This window comes from Streptomyces sp. Sge12, from assembly GCF_002080455.1.
Classification (GTDB): Bacteria; Actinomycetota; Actinomycetes; order Streptomycetales; family Streptomycetaceae; genus Streptomyces.
The window spans coordinates 318858-337367 of sequence record NZ_CP020555.1 but is presented as its reverse complement, the minus strand read 5'-3'; the positions used below and the strand labels follow the sequence as shown (position 1 = coordinate 337367).

Genomic DNA, 18510 nt, shown 5'->3' with positions numbered 1-18510 from the left:
ACTCAGGAGAAGACGTTCCAGTTGAGGGTTCCGCTCCACGAGATCTTGTTCGGGCTGACGACGTCCGCCGCCGCGCCGAGGCAGTAGACCGTACCGGCCTTGAAACCGGAGCCGAGGCGCTGGCGCGTGCCCGAACCGACCTCGCGGTCCGCGCCCCGGGTGCTGCGGTCGCTGCACTTGTACCAGAACGCCTTCATGGCGATGCCGCCGCTGTCGGCCTTCAGGTAGATGTGCGAGCCCTCGGCCGTGACGGTGCGGGCGGTCCCGTAGTAGGTGTGGCTGCCGCCGACCTGGCCCCCGACGTTGGCCGTGGTCGCCTGAGCCGGGCCGGTCGCCAGGACGAGCGTGCCGGCGAGCGCGGCGCCGGTGACGAGGAGCCTTCGCCCGGGGTGGCCGGGCCCGGGGAGGCCGGGCCCCTTCGTCCGGGTGGGCTCCGCTGCCCGCCGGCCCATCAGTAGTCCCCGGTGCACGCGGTGTTGGTGCCACCGAACTCGGAGGGCCAGATGCCGCAGGCCCAGGCCTTCACGTCCTTGTCGTTGATCATGACGCTGTAGAACTTGCCGCTGCCGTTGGTCGTGTACTTCTTGCCCTGACTGTTCTTGATCTCTATGCGGGCTCCGGACGGTGCGTTGATCTTGAACCGTCCCCAGGCGGCCCGGCAGGACGGGCTGTAGCGCAGCTCCATGGCGCCCATCGGGTCGCTGGACTCGGCGACCGTACGGGCGTCGTTCTGGCAGGTGGTGTTGGCCGGGTTCTTGCCGTTGCACGCCGATCCGACACAACTCGGAGCAGCCGCGGCGGCCGACGCGGGGGGCGCGGCCAGCAGCCCGGTGGCCAGCAGGGCACCGGCGCTCAACGAGGCGGCGAGGATTCGAGCCTTCATGACATGCCTTTCGGAAGGAGGAAGGGGCACGTCGGAAGCATCGGTCCGGCAGCAGTGGCGGAGGAAGGCGAAAGGGGTGGCAGCAACCGCTCCTGAGTGCTTGCTCCCAGGCTCCCCGGCCGGGGGTCAGCTCCCGTTCGGCGGCCGGGAAGCCTCCAGCCGGTCGCGTTGCAGCTGGTGGGCGAGGGTGCGGCGGACCGAGGCCGAGGCCGCGGAGGAAACCGGGGCCGTCGCGGCGGCCGGAGCCTTCGGCGGGACGTCGAAGCCCCGGCCGATCTCGTCGTACGCGGCCCGGAAGCCGTCGGGCAGCTCCGCCCGACGGAGCCTCAGGTCCTCCTCCAGCAGGCGCCGCAGCTCGTCGACGCCGCGGGGCGTGAAACGCTTCCGGCCCCGGGCGAGGGCATCGACGTACCGGGCGCAGAGCGCGCCGTCGAGCGTCTCGGCGACCGCCTCCGCGAGGCCCCACAGGCGCCCTTCGAGCCACGGGCCGTCGTACTGGTCGAGCGCGAGCGCCATCGGGGGCGCGGGGTCGTCGACCGCGTACTTCGCCACCTGCTTGGACACGGCGGGCTGACTCATGTCGGCGATGCGCGCGATCCGCTCCTGGGTCCAGCCGAAGCCGGCGAACAGCTTGATCATTTCGGCGCGGAGCCTGCGCATCTCCTCGCCCGCGCGGATGACCTCACCCGACGGAACCCGGCTCGCCTACCGCATCCACGGGGACGGCGAGCCCCTCCTCTGCGTCCCCGGAGGTCCCGCGGACTCCGCCTACCTCGGCGACCTGGGCGGTCTGTCCGCGCACCGCCGCCTGATCGTCCTGGACCTCCGGGGCACCGGCCGGTCCGCGATCCCCGCGGACACCTCCAGCTACCGCTGCGACCGCCTCGTCGAGGACATCGAGGCCCTCCGCAGCCACCTCGGGCTCGCCCGGACCGATCTGCTCGCCCACTCGGCCGGCGCGAACCCCGCGGCGCAGTACCTGGCCCGCCACCCGGACCGCGTCCGCAGGCTCGCGCTGATCACCCCCGGCTCCCGGGCCGTCGGCATCGCCGTCACCGGGGAGGACCGGCGTGCAGTCGCGCGGCTGCGGACGGACGAGCCGTGGTTCCCGACGGCGTTCGCCGCGCTGGAGGCGATCACCGCGGGCACCGGCACCGGCAACGACTGGGAGGCCGTCAGCCCCTTCTTCCACGGCCGGTGGGACGCCGCGCCGCGTCGGCACCAGGAGGCGTCGAGGCCGGACAATGAGGAGGCCGTCACCTTCTTCGCGGCCGAGGGCGCCTTCGACCCGCCGGCCACGCGTGCGGCGCTCGCCGGGTGCGGGACGGCCGTCCTGCTGCTGGCGGGGGAGTTCGACGTGAACAGCCCGCCCCGGGCGGTGGCCGAGTCCGCCGAGCTGTTCCCCGGCGCCACGTACGTCGTACAGCGGGGTGCGGGGCACTACCCCTGGCTCGATGACGCCGGGCGGTTCGTGGAGACCGTCGCGGCGTTCCTGGCGTAGCCACTCGTACGGAACCGCCGTACGCGACCGGGCCGGTCGGGGCAGGGCGATGGCCCCGGCCGGATTCCCCTCGGCCGGGGCCATCATCGGCCGGGCACGCCGCCGCGCGCCGACACGATCACCAGAGCACGGGCAGGCGCTCCGGCAGGCGCTTCATGAAGCGGGTGCGCCACACCAGCTGGTCGACGGGCACGGCCAGCGCGAGGTTGGGCATCTTCTCCAGCAGCACCTCGATGGCGATCTCGGTGTGCCGCTTGCCGAGGGCGGTGGCCGGGCAGTAGTGCTGCCCGCCGCCGAAGGAGAGGTGCGTGCCGGCGTTCGGCCGGTCGATGTCCGCGACGTGCGGGTCCGGGTAGACGTCCGGGTCGGTGTTCGCGGCCTCGACCAGGACGAGCATGAGCTCGCCCTTCTTCACCTCGACGTCGCCGAGGGTGAGGTCCTCCAGGGCGAGTCGGGGCAGGCCGTCGGCGATCGACAGGTTGATGCGCAGGAGTTCGTCCACGGCGGCCGGGATCTTCTCCGGCTCCTTGCGCAACCGTTCCCACATCTCGGGGTGCTGGAGGAGCGAGACGATCGCCATGGTCAGGAACCCCATGGTGGAGATGACTCCCGCACCGAACAGCGTGACCCCGACCGTGGCGAGCATCTCGTCCGTCAGGTGGTCGTAGGCGGGGTCGTTGCGCAGGGCGGCGAGCTCGGCGATGAGACCGGTGGTGGTCGGGTCGTCGAGGCGCTCCACCATGTAGGCGATGTCCCGGTCCCAGTTGAGCTTGGCGCCGGTGACGGGGCACGCCGAGTTCATGAACGCGATGTCGAGGCTGGCGGCCAGGCGCGGCGCGTCGGACTCGGGGATGCCGAGGATGCGGCAGTGCAGGTTCTCGGCGTACGGGTTGGTGAACTGTCCGCGCAGATCGACCGGCGCCCCGTGGCTCAGCAGGCTGTCGACCAGCGTGGTGGCATGGGCGCGCATCCAGTCGGTGAGGCCGTCGGTCTTGGGGTTGATCGCCTTCAGGACGGCCTTGCGCAGTCCCGCGCCGGTGATGTTGCCCATGTTGTTGACGACTTCGGGCGGGATCGTCAGCGCGTACTGCCGGGGCACACCGGGGGCCGAGGTGTCCTTCAGGCTGAACCTGGGGTCCTCGAGGACCTGCTTGGCCAGCGGATAGGAGGAGACGAGCCAGGCTTCGTCCCCGGCTATCGTGCGGACGCGCTTCACCGGCTCGCTGCGCAGCTCCTCGATCTCGGGCGGGAGCTGGTCGCCGCGAGCGGAGAACGGGAAGTCGAGAAGGGTGTCAGTGGACATCGGGAACTCCTTCGGCGGGGGTGATGATCGCGTGACCCTGGTTGCGCGAGGCGCGCAGGCCCGAGCCGCGTGAGTAGAGCAGTTCCGCCATGGGCAGGAGCTGGTGGTAGCAGTTGAGGGAGGAGGGCACGCCGAGGATGGCCGGCGTGTCGAGGAAGAGCGGCGCTTCGGCGCAGACGTACTCCAGGCAGACGTCGCGCTGCCGGGTGGTGGCGGCCTCGCCGCCCAGCACCTTGGAGGAGAGGAACACGTCGACCAGGGAGTTGCAGGTCTCGCGGAACTCCGGGTCGATGTCGAGCAGGTTGGTCAGATGGTTGTGGAGCGTGCGGTACGCCGGGATGTCGGTGAGGGACGACATCGGGCGGGCACGGAGGCGGGCGCCGGTGGGGTCGGCTTCGGCAGCGGCGTTGTTGACCTTTGCGCGGACACCGCGCAGGTTCTTCACCGCTTTGCGTCGGGCTTCGTCCTCGCCGTATCCGAGGGCCTCGTACATCTCGGCCACGTGCAGGTCGGTGTAGATGAGGTCGACCTGCTCGAAGTTGCGCATGCCCCAATGGGCGAGGTCAATGACACGTTGGGCCGAGAAGTAACTGTTCCCCGGAGAAATTCCTATCACGGCATGATCGCCTTCGGTGCTGATCACCTGGCAATGCGGGGTGTACGGCCGGACTGTGAAGACTTCGGTTGCTGTCGTCAACAGGGGTCGGGTCCTTTGTGCCGCAAGTCCCATGGGGCCCTGTGCCCCGGGTGTGGCGGCGACGTGATGGAAAGTTACCCGAACTGTGTGCGACCTTCCATGTCTTCTGTGTAATAACTCACCTGTCGGACAACACAGTTGACCCGGGCATCCTTCGGCGGGGTCGATCGGGCCCCGATCGGCCCTCGACCGGGGGCCGACGGCCGCGTTTTGTCGCCTGTTTCCCGGAATAGGGCGCCCTCTCAAGATCGGTCGGCCGACCGGAATTCATCGCGCCCGGTCCGCCGTCCGCCGGGGGAGCGGGCGCCGCCGTCATCCGGTCCTGGGTACGACCGGCTTGTGGCCGGGGTAGACGTGATCGGGCGTCACGATCTCGGTGACCGCTTCTCCGAACAGCGTGCTGGGCTCCTGGCCCTTGTACGGGCTGTCGGTGTTGAGGAGGATCACCATCGTCGCGTCGGCCGCCGGCAGGTGGACGGGAAGCACCTCGTACCCGGGGATCGAGCCGTTGTGGCCGATCCAGCCCTGGACGTCGAAGATGCCGAGCCCGTAACCGGCACCCGGAATGTCCATCGGCGTCGTCTTCAGGCGCTCGGCCTGGGTCGCCGGCTTCAGCAGCGTGCCGACGGCGAGGGTGCGGGCCCAACTGCGCAGGTCCTGGAGGTCGGAGATCATCGCCCCGGCGGCCCAGGCCCAGGACGGGTTCCAGTGCGTCGAGTCCTCGACCTTGCCCGAGGCCGTCTGGTCGGTGTAGCCGTGCGCGTACGGAACCGGCAGGGCCGCGTTCGTGGGGAAGACCGTACTGCGCAGCCCGGCCGGTTCCACCACGTCATCGGCGATGACCTCGTGCAGCGGCCGACCGGTGATCTTCTCCACCACCAGGCCGAGCAGGATCAGGTTGGTGTTGCTGTAGTCGAACTTCGCGCCCGGCTCGAAGAGGACGGGGTGCCGGAAGGAGTAGTCCAGCAACTGCTGAGGTGACATGGGCTGTTCGGGATCCTTCTCGAGCCGCGTGATGAAGTCCCCGTCCATGCTGTAGTTGAACAGCCCGCTGCGCATCCCGGCCAGTTGGCGCAGGGTGATGCGGTCACCGTTCGGAACCCCTGTGATGTAGTCGCCGATGGGGTCGTCCAGGGCGACCTTCCCCCGGTCGACGAGCTGGAGCAGGGCGGTGACGGTGAACGTCTTGGTCTCACTGCCGATGCGCACGTGGAGGTCGGGCTTCATGGGCGCGCCGGTCGCCTTGTCGGCCACGCCGAAGGAGCGGACGTAGCTCCCCTTGCCGGGGGCCCACAGGCCGACCGTGACGCCCGGCACCTGAGCCTCGCGCATGACCTGGCGCACGGCCGCGTCCAGTTGCGCCGCGACCGCGGGTGTGAGCTGCCGGAACACCTGGCCGCTGTCGGGAGAAGGGGTGGAGGTGGAGGTCGTCGCGGGGGACGGGGTCGGGGTCGGGGTCGGGGCGGCGGAGACGGGAGCGGACCGCCCTGCCGCGGGCGCCGCGTAGGCGGATCCCGCGATCGCCGGGGCGATGAGGACTCCTGCCGCGGCAGCGGCCGCGCAGGCCCGGCGCAGCCGGATGTGGGTTGGCTTCACGGCATGGTCTCCTGCCGTCCGAGGGACCCGGGCAACACACTCAGCGTAGGTCCGGGCCACCCCGGTCGCGAGGCGGGCCGTGGTGGGGCGAGACGGGCGGGCCGCGCGCCTCCATCGGCTGCTGCGCGCCGCAGGACGGGCTCGGGCGGGCCGGCTCGGGCGGGGCGGGCTCGGGCGGGCCGGCTCAGGCGGGCGGGAGCGCGTGCAGGCGTCCCTCCGCGACGAGGGCCACGCCGCCGCCGACGCGTACCGAGTGGATGTTCTGGCCGTCCCCGTCGGCGCTGACGGTCATCTCGCCGGTCCGCCCGGTGAAGCGGCCCTGGCGGAGCAGTCCCGGCTCACCGGCGCCGATCCGGCCGTGGCTGCGCAGATAGGCGGCCGCGCAGCCCGCACCGCTGCCGGTCGCCACGTCCTCCAGGATCCCGTCGTTGTTCCAGTGCCGCCCTTCCATGGCCGCGGCGTCCAGCAGGTACGCGTACTCGGCGCCCAGGCGGGCCAGCGGCTCGTCCAGCGGCGCCGTGACGCGGGCGCGGGCGAGCGCGTCACCGCGTACGGGGAGCACCAGGTAGCGCAGGCCCGTGGAGACCACCTCCGGGGGCAGACCGGGATCCAGGTCGCCCGGTTCGAGGGCGAACAGCGCGGCTGTTCCGTGCGGGTCGGGGCGGCCCAGGAAGGCGGCGGAGCCCTGGTCGAGGAGGCTCCCGTACTGTCCCGGGCCGCGGCGGTCGGTGGTGACCTCGACCGAACGGGCCGGCAGGCGCAGGGTCCAGACCGCGTGGTCCGCGGCGCCGTGCAGGGCGTGCAGGACCGCGGCCGCGCCGAGCAGGGGATGCCCGGCGAAGTCCAGCTCCCCCGCGAGGTCGAAGACCCGCGCGCGCCGGGTGCGCGGTCCGCCCGCGTCGTCGCCCCTCAAGAACACGGACTCGAAGTGCCGCAGTTCCCGGGTGATGGCGAGCATCTGGGTGCCGGTCAGCGACTCGGCGTCGGGGAACACCGCGAGGCTGTTGCCGTTGAAGGGGCGGTCGGTGAAGACGTCGACGTGGTGGTAGCGCATGGCGGCGACGCTACCGGGGCCCGGCGCGGCGCGGCCGCGGGTCAGTGGGCGAAGGGCGGTTCGAAGCAACCGCTCTCCATGAACGGCCCGTTCGTCTTCACCTCGTAGTTGGTCTTCTGCACGAACGCCGTGACACACGCGTCGTCCTGGACCTGAAGTCCGACCCGGGCACCCTCGGGCGTGACGGAGCCGCTGCCCTGAGGGCGCGGTTCCATCTCGCGCACGTCGAGCCGCCCTTCCTCGTAGCCGAGCGGGCGCAGGGCCGTACGGACACTGGCCGGGTCCCACTTGCCCTGTTCCCAGAGCTGCTTGAGGAGGGGTTCGATGCGGTCCGCCTCCTTCTTCGCTTCCGTGGCGCTCGCGGGGGACATCTCGCCGGCACGGCGGTGGCCGTTGTTCTCCCCGTGGTGCGGGGCGCCGTCGCCCGCGCCGGGCTCGACGTACGGGGAGGCGCCCGGGGAGGTCGGGCTCGCGCTCGCGCTCGGGCCGGTGCTCGTACTCGTACTTGTAGCTGGGCTCGGCGTCGAGACGGTCGCGCCGGGCGCCGCATCCGTGGCGCGCCGCTCGCCGCAGCCGGTCAGGGCCAGTGCCACGACCGTCGTCAGGAGCAGTGCGGCCGCGACCCGTTGCGTGCGCGGGCCGGGGGCAGTCGAAGTCAGCATGAGGACGACTCTGCCATGCGCCGGTCCGCGAAGCGGCGGGGTTCAGCGGCCGTGCGGGTGCCCGTCGGTCGCAGTGGGGGCTCTACGACCGACGGGCATACCTACGGCCCGGCCGTTCCGGCTACGCGGCGCCCGTCATACGGGCGAACACCACCACATTGCTGTCGTAGTAGTGCTTGGCGGGATCGAAGCTGCCGCCGCAGGTGACCAGGCGAAGGCCCGCGTGGTCGAGGTTCTTGTAGACCTCCAGCGTGGGGAACTCGGCCTTCGGGTACTCGGAGACCCGGTCCACCGTGAAGGTGACCGTCTTGCCGTCCCGCCGGGTCACCTTGATGGTGTCACCGCCCTTCATCGTCTTCAGCTTCTCGAACACGGCGGCGGCGCCGTTCCAGGTGACGTGTCCCGCGATCACGGCCGGTCCCTGGGAGCCGGGGGTCGGCCCCGGCTCGTACCAGCCCGCCAGCGCGGGGTCCTTCGGGGTCTGCATGGTGCCGTCCGCGTTCTGCCCCAGCGTCTCCAGGGAGCTGGACAGGTTGAGGGACGGGATCGTGATCTTCTGCGGCTCCGACCGGGCCAGGGCGGGCGCGGCCTTACCGGCGTCGGCGCCCGTACCCTTCTGGGATGAGTCCGCGGGCGCCTTCGCGGTCGGAGCGGCGCCAGCGGCCGGCGCCCCGGCCGGCTGGTTCTGCCCCGCCGGGGCGGGGGGCTGCGCCGCGTTCTGGCCGGAGCACCCCGCGAGGAGCAGCCCGGCGAGGGCGGCGGCGGCCGCCAGGGGAGCCGCGGTCCGGCGGCGGGACCACCGCCGCCGGGGCGACGTGGCGGTTGCGGCGAGCACGGGGGTCTGCCTCACGCGCCGCCTCCGGTGATCTCCTTGCGGCCGGGACCGCCGGCAGCCCGCTTCCGCCCGATGATCACCGCACCGGCCACGGCCGCGAGTACGCTCATGGCCACACCGTCGCGCACCGTCACCGGCACCGCCGTGTGCTCCGGGGCACCGCCTCCGGTCTCGATGCCGCCGACGGGAACGGACCCCACGGCCGCGCCCTTGACCTCTCCGCAGTTGGTCGGAGCCGTGGCTTCCTGGGGCAGCTTCGGGTCCAGTTCGCTCTTGCCCGCGCCCTCGAAGTCGTACTTCTTGTTCTTGTTGCGGTCGATGCCGTGCTGCACGACGTGCAGGTCCTTGATGTGGTCGACCACGTCCTGGCCGACGGCGATCGTCCGCTTGTAGCGGATCGTGCCCTGCTTGTCGGCGACGGGCATGCGCTGCACGTCGAGGCCGCTGGTGGCCTTGGTGTCCCCGCCCACGGTGAGCGAGATGTTGATGTCGCCGTAGTCGTGCGTGGCCTCGGTGTTGCTGAGGACCCCGTCGCCGTCCGTGTCGTCGGTCTTGTCCGGGCAGTGGAAGTCGTGCCCCTTCGTCGAGCCGTGGAGGTGCTGGGCCGACGGCTGTCCCGGCACCATGCCCTGGGACTCGATCTGCACGGTCAGTTGATTGCCCTTCAGGGTGAGCATGACCGTGCCGCTGGAGCCCGAATCGTTCAGCTGCGCCAGGTCGATCTGGTACGCCTTTCCGCCCTGGGCGAGAGCTGGTCCGGAAAGGCCGAGCGTCAGGAACACGGCGGCGGGTATGGCGGCGACAACCACGAGGCGACCGGCGCGCTTGACTATCACATTCGCTCCTGTTCCGTGGATCCCCGGGACGGGAATCGCAGTTCGTACGGGATGGAAACGAGCCCTGGAGAGGCCCTCGTTCCTCCTTCGGTGCCGCAACGCCTGCGGATGGGTGCCCATTTGAAGAAATTCAGGCGACTGCTGCGCCATGGGGCCAATACTGGGCCATTACACGTGTGAGCACGCGAGGGATCCCCGAACATCGCACGTCAGCGGCCTTCTCCGAGCCAGAGCTCGATGCGGAGTGCGATGAACAGACCTCGCAGATGAACACGCACGGGGAGGTCGGGAAAGACCGCAATCAATTCGATCCGGCCGCGCCAACGCACGTGCATACACCGCCTTCGACATCGTTCTCATCGTCGACGGGTGGCATCATCCCCATCGCCGGGTCCGGTTCGGTCCCGACCTTTCTAGTCGTCCCGGCGGTGACCGGGCGAATAGTTGGCCTCCGATGCTAAGAAATGCCCGCGGCCGCGACAGCCCTGCGCTTCGGCGGCGGGGTGGGGGTGGAGGTCCGGGCGGCCGGAAGCGGCAGTCGGCCGACGCCGGTGGTGTCAGTGGCACCTCTTAGGGTGCGCGGGAAGCGACGAGGAGGTTCCATGGGCTTTTCCGGTCATCTGGTCTTTGCGCGCAGCGAGCGCCCACTGCTGGAAGCACCCCCGTTCGGCAGCACCGGCCCAGGGCTGAGGGGCGACGTGCACGCGTGGCAGCCGCGACCGGGCGGCTGGCAGACCCTGCAGTTGGAACAAGGCGTCTGGGAGAACGAGCACCTGTCCACCGTGGTCGAATGGACCGGAGCGCCGGCCTGCGTCGCCGACGTCTCCGACAGCAGCATCGCCCTCGTGACGGGCCTGGACACCAACGGGCACCGCTGGCAGGCATGGCTCAACCTGGACCACGCGGCTGCCCTCCTCGTCGAGGAACCCGAGGACGTGGACGACGTGAGCCTGTGGCTGGGCACCCCGGAGTTCGAAGCGGCCGTCGGACGCAAGCGTGCAGAGCTCGATGCGGAGGTGCCGGCCGATGCCGAAGGCGCTCTCCTGTGGGCGTCAGCAGCTGGTGTCCACGCCGCGGCGCAGCAGCCTCGGATCGAGGAACTGCTGCGCGCACAGGAGACCTTCGTGGAAGAGCTGTTCGACGCGCTGCTGGACGAGCTGGGCTTCCCCGGAGCCGTCCACTCCGCACCGCAGCCATAGGAAGCGGCGTCTAAGCCGCCCCGGAGGGGTTGATCGAGGGGGTGGGTCTGGAGAGTCGGTGGTTGTGGCGGTGGCGCATGATCTCCCAGGGGAGCAATGCCGCCGCGCAGTAGATCGTCAGGCCCGGCCACACCGGCAGTGCGAGACAGAGCAGTGCCCCGCTCGCCGACCAGACCGGGCAGCAGACCAGGTCGACCCGGAGTGGAATGTTCGGGATGCGGTGGAGGAACGGGATGTGCTGATCCCGGTTCACGGTCGAGGCGTAGTGGATGTAGGCGAGGCTGGTACAGGCCGCGGTGCAAACGGCGGCAATGATGGTCGCGATATGCATCGATCTTTCCTTTCCCGCGTGCGGATTCCCTCCCGCGGCCAGGAAAACCGGCCGGAATGCCGCGCGTCACGCCCCGTGATGTCGTGGCTTGACATTCCCGATGTCCGGATCTCTTTCGTGTATCCGCTGGTCGGGCCGGTTCGGACGGTCCCGGCGTCAGGTCGGCCGGCATGCGTCAAGCCACGCGTCCTCGTGCTACGGCATTCCGTGGCAGGTGCGTACGGAGAGTTCGGGGGCTAATGGAATACGGCTCACCCGGGCCGCGTGAATTGCGGGCCACCTTTTCCGTGCCCCGCGCGAGACAAAGGACGTGACCGTGATGATTTCCGATGCCCCGGGCGCTCCGTACGCCCCGTATTCCCCGCACGCCCTGCGCGTCCGAGCGGTCCTGGATCCAGCGCTCACCCGCTGGATGTGGCTGGTGAAGTGGCTCCTCGCCATACCGCACTACTTCGCCCTGATCCTCCTGCACATCGCATTCGTTCTGGTGACCGTTGTCGCCTTCTTCGGCGTCCTCATCACCGGCAGATACCCACGACCCCTCTTCGACTTCAATGTCGGCGTCATGCGCTGGTCCACACGGGTCAGTTACTACTCCTCCGTCGTGCTCGGCACGGACGCCTACCCGCCGTTCACCCTCAAGGACGTGCCCGACTATCCGATCCGCGTCGACGTCACCTACCCCGAGCGACTGTCCCGCGGGCTGGTCCTGGTCAAGTGGCTGCTGATCGTTCCGCAGCTGCTGGTGATCACCCTGCTGGTCACCAGTGGCTGGAGTGCGTACCAGTACCTGGCCGACTACAGTCCCTTCTCCTCCGGGCTCATCGGTGTGCTCTCCCTCGTCGCCGTGATGACCCTGCTGTGCACCGGCACGTATCCGCGGGGCCTGTTCGACCTGCTCATGGGGCTGATGCGGTGGATGCTGCGGGTACTGGTCTACGCGGCCCTCATGACCGACGAGTACCCGCCGTTCCGGTTGGACATGGGAGGGAGCGAGCCCGCGGCCGGCGCGTTGCGGCCGGCCCCCGCCGGATGAGCGGACGGTCTAGGCTTCCGCTGTGACCAGCGCGGAAGTGACCCGGCGACGGGCGATGGGTGCCGGCCTCGGCGCCCTGGCGGGGGCGCTGGCCGGCTGTTCGGGGGCGTCCGGTCCGGTACGCAGGCTGCGGCTCGCGACGGGACCGGAGGGCGGCCCGTACAACGCGTTCGGGAAGGCCCTGGCGCAGGCCGTCGCCGCGAGCGGCCACCGGATCGAGATCGTCCCGGTGAGTACCGCGGCCAGCGTGAACAACCTGCGGAAGCTCGACGACGGCTCCGTCGAGCTGGCGCTGGCCATGGCGGACGCGGCCGAGGACGCCGTGCTGGGGCGGGAGCCGTTCCCTCGGCCCACCCCCGTGACGGCACTGGCCCGGGTCTACGTGAACTACACGCACCTGGTCGTCGCGGCGGACGGGCCGGTGCGCTCGGTGAAGGATCTCGCGGGGCGCCCGGTCGCGGCGGGTGCGGCGGGCTCCGGGGTACAGGTGGTGACGGAACGGGTCCTGCGCGCGGCCGGCCTGAGCGGCGCACCCGCACCCGCACCCGCACCCGCACCCGTATCCACACCAGCCCCCACGTCCACACCAGCCCCCACGTCCACACCCGCACCCGCGGCGGACGAGCGCTCCCTGGGCCTCGCCGCATCGGTGAGCGCCCTGCGCGAGGGCTCGGTCGACGCGCTGTTCTGGTCCGGAGGGGTGCCGACGCCGGCGCTGGCCGCACTGGCCCGCGAACTGCCGCTGCGGTTCCTGCCGCTCGACGACTACGTGGGCCCGCTGCGCGAGCGCTACGCCCCCGTCTACACGGCGGTCACCCTGCCGGCCGGGGTGTACGGGCTGACGGAGCCGGTCGGGACCATCGGGGTCGGCAACTACCTGATGGCGCGGGCGGACGTACCGCAGGACGCGGTACGCGACCTTCTCCGGGTGGTGTTCGACCGGTGGCGCGACCTGCTGCGGGAGGTGACGGCGGGGGCGCGGCTGGAGCCCCGGTTCGCCATCTCCACCGGCGAGGTACCGCTCCACCCCGGAGCGGTCGCGCACTACCGGTCGGTCTACGGGTAGCCGCGCCCCGGGTCGGCTCCGGCTCGGCTCCGGGCCGGCTCAGGGGGGCGGGAGGCGGAGCTCGACCACCAGGCCGTGCGGCTCGTTGCCGCTGACCGCGAGCCGCCCGCCGCTGATCCGGGCGATCTCTTCGGCGATGGCCAGCCCCAGACCGCTGCCGGGGACGTTCTGGTGTTGCGGGGCGCGGGCGAAACGCCTTAGCAGCAGCGCCAGTTGCTCCGCCGGCACGCCCGGGCCGTCGTCCGCGACCCGGACCACCGCGCAGCCGTCCGGCGCGTACGCGGTGTGCACCTCGACGCGGCGCCCGTGCGGGACGAACTTGGCGGCGTTGTCGAGGAGCGCGTCGAGGATGCGGCCCGCCGCGTCGGGCAGGGCGCGCGCCCGCAGGCCCTCCGCGAGGCCGGTGGCCACCAGTTCCACCCCCGCGGCGCCGAAGACCGGTTCCCAGGCCGTGACCCGGTCCCGTACGGCCCGTGCGACGTCCTGATCGCCGAGCTCCGCCGTGCCCGACTCCACGCGGGCCAGTGCCAGCAGGCCGTCGAGCAGTTCCTCCAGCCGTTCCGCCTCGTCCAGCGCGCGGCTGTGCTCGGTCAGCCCGGGCCCGGGTGCGATGTGCGGTTCGACGTTCTCCAGCTGGAGCACCAAAGTGGCCAGCGGGTTGCGGAGCTGGTGCGAGGCATCGGCGACGAAGTCGCGCTGACGGCCGATGGAATCCGCCATGGCCTGCGCCATGGTGTTGAAGTGCTGGCGCAGATGACGCAGCTCCGGCGGACCGGTGTCGGACACCGCCCGGGCCTGGAGGCTGCCGGCTGTGAGCCGCTCGACCGTCCGGTCCAGGTCCAGCACCGGCCGCAGCAGCCAGCGGGCGATCCCGGCCGCGACCAGGGCCGCCGCGGCGAAGGCGGCGAGCGCCCCGGCGGCGATGAACGACCAGCGGACCGCCACGTCCCGGCGGGCGGCATCGGTCGGCACGGCCATCAGGACCGCCCCGCTCACCCGCTCGTCGCGCCCCACCGGTTCGGCCAGCACGACCGTGCGCGGTCCCCAGGGGCGAAGGGTGGGCAGTCGGTCGGTGGAGCGGCCGGTGAGGGCGCGGCGACGGGCGTCCGCGCCGTCGGAGGCGCCGCCCGCGGCGGTATCGGAGTCGGTGGCCGCGTCCGTGGCGGCCGCTGCGGCCGGTCCGGTCCCGGCCCGGGCCACCGTCGCTCCCGCGGTGTCGACCACGACCACCCCGGCGCCGTACAGCTGGGCGTACCGGCTGATCTCGGCCGAGAGCTCCGCCCGGTCGGCGGCGGTACGCATCCGGTCGGCGAGATCGGCGAAGCGGACGGCCTCGGAACGCCGTTGCAGCAGCAGGTGCTCGGTGCGCCCGCGCGCGTAGGCATCGGCCAGGGGGACGCAGAGCAGCAGCGCCGCCGCTCCCATAAGCACCATCAGTACCGCGAGGAGCCGGCGCCTCACCGCTCCCCGCCCTGACCCTCGCCCTCGCCCTGACCTTCGCCCACCCTCTTGCCCTCGCTCCCGGCCGCCCCGTCGGGCGCGGTCGGGCGGCCGAGCCGGTAGCCGAAGCCGCGGACGGTGCGGATCAGGCCGGACCGGCCGGTCTTGGCGCGGATGCCCGCCACGTGGACGTCCAGCGAGCGGGAGGTCGCGAGGAAGGCGTCACCCCAGATCCGGTCCAGGATCTCCTCGCGGGAATGCACCTCGTCCGGGCGGGCGGCCAGGAAGGCGAGCACGTCGAACTCGCGCCGTGTCAGGCGTACTTCGTCGCCCGCCACCGTGACCGTTCGTCCTGCCGGATCCACCTCCACATCGCCGGTGCGCACGGGCCGGGCGCTGCTCGCGGTGGGGTCCGGTCCGCGGCCCGCCTGCGGGCCGGTCCGGCGCCGTACGGAGTCGATGCGGGCCATCAGTTCGGCCATCCGGAACGGCTTGACCACGTAGTCGTCGGCGCCCGCGCGCAGCCCCTGCACGATGTCGCGCTCCTCGCAGCGCGCGGTCACCACGATCAGTGGCGCGGCGCATACGGTACGCAGCCGCCGCAACAGCTCCAGTCCGTCCAGGTCGGGGAGCCCGAGGTCGAGGAGGACGAACTCGGCCTCGCGTACGTGCCGCAGTGCGTCCAGGGCGCGGCCGACGCGGCGGACGGTGTGCCCGCGCTGGGCGAGCGCCGTGCCGAGTGCCTGGGCCATGCGGTCGTCGTCCTCGACGAGCAGTGCGTGCATAGACGGTTTCCTCGCGACCTGTGACCGGACCCGCATCACCACCGGATCCCGGTGACCCGGCGCAGCAGCTTACGGGAGCCGCCGCGCCGGGTCACCGGGACGGGTCAGTGTGCGGCCTCGGCGGGAGCGGCCGCCGACCGGCCCTGATCGCCCTTGCCGCCGCCCTTGCCGCCGTCCATGTCGTCGCCCTCGCCGTCGGCCTCGGCCTCGGCGCGGCTGAGCGCGGCATTGCGGGTGTCCGGCATGAGGACGTAGGTCACGAGGGAGATCAGCGCGCACCCGGAGACGTACCAGAAGAACATGGTCTCGTGCCCACTGTTCTTGAACCAGAGCGCCACGTACTCGGCCGTGCCGCCGAAGAGCGCGTTGGCGATCGCGTACGGCAGTGCCACGCCCAGCGCGCGCACCCGCGTCGGGAACAGCTCGGCCTTGACCGCCGCGTTGATCGAGGTGTAGCCGGTGACGATGACCAGGGCCAGCAGGGACAGGCCGAGCGCCGACCAGTACGAGGACGCCGATCCGAGCGCGGTCATGATCGGGTAGGTGCCGACGGTGCAGCCCACCGCGAAGGTGATCAGCAGGGGCCGGCGGCCGATCCGGTCGGACAGCATCCCGGCGAAGGGCTGGAGTACGGCGAACAGGGTCAGCGCGGTGAAGCTGACGAGCGTGGCGGTGGTCTTCTCCATGCCCGCGCTGCCGACGAGGTACTTGGTGAGGTACGTGGTGTAGGTGTAGTAGGCGACGGTGCCGCCCAGGGTGAGCGCCATGACCAGGCCCGCCTGCCGGCGGTACTGCCACAGGGCCTTGAGCGTGCCGCGCGTGCTGTCGTCGTGGGCCTCCCCGCCCGCCTCCGCCGACGCCGACTCCTCCTTGAACGCGTCGGTCTCCTGGAGCCGTCGTCGCAGCCAGAAGACGATCACCGCGAACAACGCCCCGAGGACGAAGGGCAGTCGCCAGCCCCAGCTCTCCAACTGGGCGGTCGTCAGGGTGTGCTGGAGGGTGATCAGGATGCCCAGGCCGAGCAGCTGGCCGCAGGTCATCGACACGTACTGGAAGGACGAGCCCAGGCCGCGCCTGTTGCGGGCGGACGCCTCCGTCAGGTAGGTGGCGCTGGCCGCGTACTCGCCGCCGATGCTCATTCCCTGGAGCAGTCGGGCCAGCAGCAGCACCAGGGCGCCGAAGTAGCCGGCCTGGCCGTAGGTCGGGGCGACGGCGATCAGCAGGGCGGCCACCGACATCATGGTGACGGTGAGGGTGAGGGCGCTCTTGCGTCCGTGCCGGTCGGCGGCGCGGCCCAGGATCCAGCCGCCGACGGGGCGCATCAGGAAGCCGACGGCGAAGATCCCCGCCGTGTTCATGAGCTGCGTGGTCGGGTTGTCCCCGGGGAAGAACGAGTCGGCGAAGTAGATTGCGAAGCTGGCGTAGACGAACCAGTCGTACCACTCGACGAGATTGCCGAGCGATCCGCCGACCAGGGCGAGGCGGCGCTTCCGGCGCTCGTCCGCGGGCGGCTGTGCGGGCATGACGACGGACGAGGACATGGCGGCTCCAGAGGGAAGTCCCTGGTGAGAGACGGTAGAACGGCCCCGGCGGTGGGGGAGTGTCCAGAGCATGGGGCGGCCGTCGTACCCGGACAAGGTCCGCCACGCAGATCTAACGTTCCGCTAAGAAAGCCCGCGGAAGGGCACCCGGACAGGCTCCCGGAGAAACGCCCGGGAAGGCCCTGGGGGAAGCCCCGAGGGACGCTCCGGGGCCGCCCGATTTCACCACTCCGTCATGTGCACGTCATTCCTGCTCCATGGTTGTCACCCGAACGTGGCCCACGGTGGGGTCGGCCCGTCGCGGGGCGCCGGACGACCCCGGCCGCCACGCGGCCGGCCGCCCGACCTCGTACCCCTCAGCAGGAGGCAAGATGCGCGTGATCTCGAGCAGGCGGACCCCGGCCGTGGCCGCAGCAGCCATGGTGGCTCTGGGCGTGATCGCCGGACCGGCGCACGCCCGCGGAGACCAGGACGCGTCACAGCCGCTGCCCCGGGTGTCGGCCTCGGTCGAGACGCCCTCCCTCTTCGACGACGAGGCCGGCGGCAACGCCAACGCCGACGACCCGGCGATCTGGCGCAACGCGAAGGACCCCGACCGCAGCCTGGTGATCGCCACCGCCAAGGAGGGCGGCCTGCGCGTGTACGACCTCGACGGACGCCAGGTGCAGTCCCTGCCGGCGCCCGCGCCGACCGCCGACGGCGACATGCCGGGCCGCTTCAACAACGTCGACCTGATCACCGGACTCCGCTTCCCCGACGGCCGTCACGACGTGGCCGTGGTATCCGACCGCGGCCGCGACCAGCTGCGCATCTACCGGATCGACCCGAAGCGGCCTACCGCCCCGCTGGTCGACGTCACCGACGAGTCAGCCGCCCCGCTGGTCTTCTCCACCGGTCAGGAAGAGGTCAACGAGCAGCGGACGGCCTACGGCCTGGCCGCCTACACCGACCGCCGCAGCGGCCGCTCCTACGCGGTCACCAGCCGGCGCCACGCCACCGCCCTCGCCCTGGCCGAACTCCTCCCGAACGCCCGGGGGAAGGTCGGCTACCGCACCGTCCGCACCACCTCGCTGCCCTCCTCCTTCACCCTGCCGAACGGCAAGAGCTGGGCGCCGTGCGGCGAACCGGGCGAGGAGCCGCAGGTCGAGGGCATGGTCGTCGATCCCGACACCGGTGACCTCTACGCCGGCCAGGAGGACATCGGCATCTGGAAGCTCGACGCCGACCTGCGTTCCCCCGCGCGCCTCATCGAGAAGGTCCGCTCCTTCGGCGTGCCCGGCACCTGGAACGCCGAGACCGAGGAGTGCGACGCGGGCGCGGACCCCGGCTTCGGCGGCCGGCACATCTCCGCCGACGTGGAGGGCCTGACCATCTGGCGCGACCCCGCGCAGCCCGGCCGCCGCGGCTACCTGCTCGCCTCCAGCCAGGGCGACGACACCTTCGCCGTCTTCGACCGCGAGCACGGGAACGCGTACGTCCGCGGCTTCCGCGTCGGCGACGGCACGGGCCCGGGATCCCCGGACGGCTCGCAGGAGTGCGACGGCGCCGCGGTCACGACCGCGCCGCTGGGCCGGAAGTTCCCGAACGGCCTGCTCGTCGTCCAGGACGGCCACAACACCCCCGCCACCACGGGACCCGACGGGGAGGCCCGCACGGACACCGACTTCAAGTTCGTGGACCTGGGCCGGCTCAAGCGCGCAACCGGTCTCTGAGCCCGCCTCCTGACCTGGGCGGCGCCGCGTTCG

19 protein-coding genes are annotated in these 18510 nt (G+C 71.6%); 5 read left to right on the top strand and 14 right to left on the bottom strand.

Translation table 11 applies throughout. The annotated features are described in order from the left end of the window. Positions 1-2: 2 nt before the first annotated feature. The 3 genes from B6R96_RS01575 to B6R96_RS01565 form a co-directional block, all read right to left on the bottom strand. The gene (locus tag B6R96_RS01575; RefSeq protein WP_081521283.1) at positions 3-452 is read right to left on the bottom strand and encodes a hypothetical protein; all 450 of its coding nucleotides are present in this window, start codon (positions 450-452) and stop codon (positions 3-5) included. Beyond that, entirely contained in the window at positions 452-883 is a 432-nt protein-coding gene (locus B6R96_RS01570; RefSeq protein ID WP_030384997.1) for a DUF2690 domain-containing protein, read from the bottom strand. Before B6R96_RS01570 ends, B6R96_RS01575 begins: the two co-directional genes overlap by 1 nt. Positions 884-1009: 126 nt before the next feature. Further along, positions 1010-1543, bottom strand: coding sequence for a sigma-70 family RNA polymerase sigma factor (locus B6R96_RS01565; protein ID WP_237291274.1), 534 nt, complete (start codon positions 1541-1543; stop codon positions 1010-1012). 16 nt (positions 1544-1559) lie between these two features. On the opposite strand from B6R96_RS01565, the gene B6R96_RS01560 reads away from it, so the two are divergent. Then, positions 1560-2384: an alpha/beta fold hydrolase gene (locus B6R96_RS01560; RefSeq protein WP_081521282.1), complete on the top strand. Its 825-nt coding sequence runs from the start codon at positions 1560-1562 to the stop codon at positions 2382-2384. Positions 2385-2502: 118 nt separating this feature from the next. Here the strand turns inward: B6R96_RS01560 and B6R96_RS01555 are convergent, their stop codons facing one another. The 7 genes from B6R96_RS01555 to B6R96_RS01520 form a co-directional block, all read right to left on the bottom strand. Next, positions 2503-3687, bottom strand: coding sequence for a cytochrome P450 (locus tag B6R96_RS01555; RefSeq protein WP_053703728.1), 1185 nt, complete (start codon positions 3685-3687; stop codon positions 2503-2505). Continuing rightward, positions 3677-4417 (bottom strand): tRNA-dependent cyclodipeptide synthase, encoded by a 741-nt coding sequence (locus tag B6R96_RS01550; protein ID WP_078626157.1) that lies wholly within the window; start codon positions 4415-4417, stop codon positions 3677-3679. Before B6R96_RS01550 ends, B6R96_RS01555 begins: the two co-directional genes overlap by 11 nt. Before the next feature lie 279 nt (positions 4418-4696). Then, positions 4697-5980, bottom strand: a complete 1284-nt coding sequence (locus B6R96_RS01540; RefSeq protein WP_081521280.1) for a serine hydrolase domain-containing protein — start codon at positions 5978-5980, stop codon at positions 4697-4699. 184 nt (positions 5981-6164) lie between these two features. Next, on the bottom strand, positions 6165-7034 hold the full coding sequence (locus tag B6R96_RS01535; protein WP_081521279.1) for a PhzF family phenazine biosynthesis protein: 870 nt from the start codon (positions 7032-7034) through the stop codon (positions 6165-6167). A 41-nt stretch (positions 7035-7075) separates the two neighbouring features. After that, positions 7076-7696, bottom strand: a complete 621-nt coding sequence (locus B6R96_RS01530) for a hypothetical protein (RefSeq protein WP_081521278.1) — start codon at positions 7694-7696, stop codon at positions 7076-7078. Positions 7697-7817: 121 nt separating this feature from the next. Further along, the gene (locus B6R96_RS01525; RefSeq protein ID WP_234437867.1) at positions 7818-8546 is read right to left on the bottom strand and encodes a class F sortase; all 729 of its coding nucleotides are present in this window, start codon (positions 8544-8546) and stop codon (positions 7818-7820) included. After that, positions 8543-9367: a hypothetical protein gene (locus B6R96_RS01520; RefSeq protein WP_051779023.1), complete on the bottom strand. Its 825-nt coding sequence runs from the start codon at positions 9365-9367 to the stop codon at positions 8543-8545. Before B6R96_RS01520 ends, B6R96_RS01525 begins: the two co-directional genes overlap by 4 nt. Positions 9368-9969: 602 nt before the next feature. On the opposite strand from B6R96_RS01520, the gene B6R96_RS01515 reads away from it, so the two are divergent. Continuing rightward, entirely contained in the window at positions 9970-10566 is a 597-nt protein-coding gene (locus tag B6R96_RS01515) for a hypothetical protein (RefSeq protein WP_081521277.1), read from the top strand. A gap of 10 nt (positions 10567-10576) precedes the next feature. On the opposite strand, the gene B6R96_RS01510 is transcribed toward B6R96_RS01515, so the two are convergent. Next, positions 10577-10897, bottom strand: coding sequence for a hypothetical protein (locus B6R96_RS01510; protein WP_079407532.1), 321 nt, complete (start codon positions 10895-10897; stop codon positions 10577-10579). A gap of 319 nt (positions 10898-11216) precedes the next feature. On the opposite strand from B6R96_RS01510, the gene B6R96_RS01505 reads away from it, so the two are divergent. Both B6R96_RS01505 and B6R96_RS01500 read left to right on the top strand, forming a co-directional pair. Further along, on the top strand, positions 11217-11933 hold the full coding sequence (locus tag B6R96_RS01505; RefSeq protein ID WP_081521276.1) for a DUF4389 domain-containing protein: 717 nt from the start codon (positions 11217-11219) through the stop codon (positions 11931-11933). Positions 11934-11955: 22 nt separating this feature from the next. Beyond that, on the top strand, positions 11956-12999 hold the full coding sequence (locus B6R96_RS01500) for a TAXI family TRAP transporter solute-binding subunit (RefSeq protein WP_237291273.1): 1044 nt from the start codon (positions 11956-11958) through the stop codon (positions 12997-12999). 39 nt (positions 13000-13038) lie between these two features. Here B6R96_RS01500 and B6R96_RS01495 read toward each other — a convergent pair whose 3' ends face one another. The 3 genes from B6R96_RS01495 to B6R96_RS01485 all read right to left on the bottom strand — a co-directional run bounded on the left by B6R96_RS01495 (position 13039) and on the right by B6R96_RS01485 (position 16747). Next, positions 13039-14460: a sensor histidine kinase gene (locus B6R96_RS01495; protein ID WP_203351579.1), complete on the bottom strand. Its 1422-nt coding sequence runs from the start codon at positions 14458-14460 to the stop codon at positions 13039-13041. Continuing rightward, positions 14457-15224, bottom strand: coding sequence for a response regulator transcription factor (locus B6R96_RS01490; RefSeq protein WP_081521274.1), 768 nt, complete (start codon positions 15222-15224; stop codon positions 14457-14459). Before B6R96_RS01490 ends, B6R96_RS01495 begins: the two co-directional genes overlap by 4 nt. Before the next feature lie 104 nt (positions 15225-15328). Continuing rightward, positions 15329-16747: an MFS transporter gene (locus tag B6R96_RS01485; protein WP_081524911.1), complete on the bottom strand. Its 1419-nt coding sequence runs from the start codon at positions 16745-16747 to the stop codon at positions 15329-15331. 389 nt (positions 16748-17136) lie between these two features. Between B6R96_RS01485 and B6R96_RS01480 the strand changes: the two genes are divergently transcribed. Beyond that, positions 17137-18477: a phytase gene (locus tag B6R96_RS01480; protein ID WP_081521273.1), complete on the top strand. Its 1341-nt coding sequence runs from the start codon at positions 17137-17139 to the stop codon at positions 18475-18477. Positions 18478-18510: the final 33 nt, after the last annotated feature.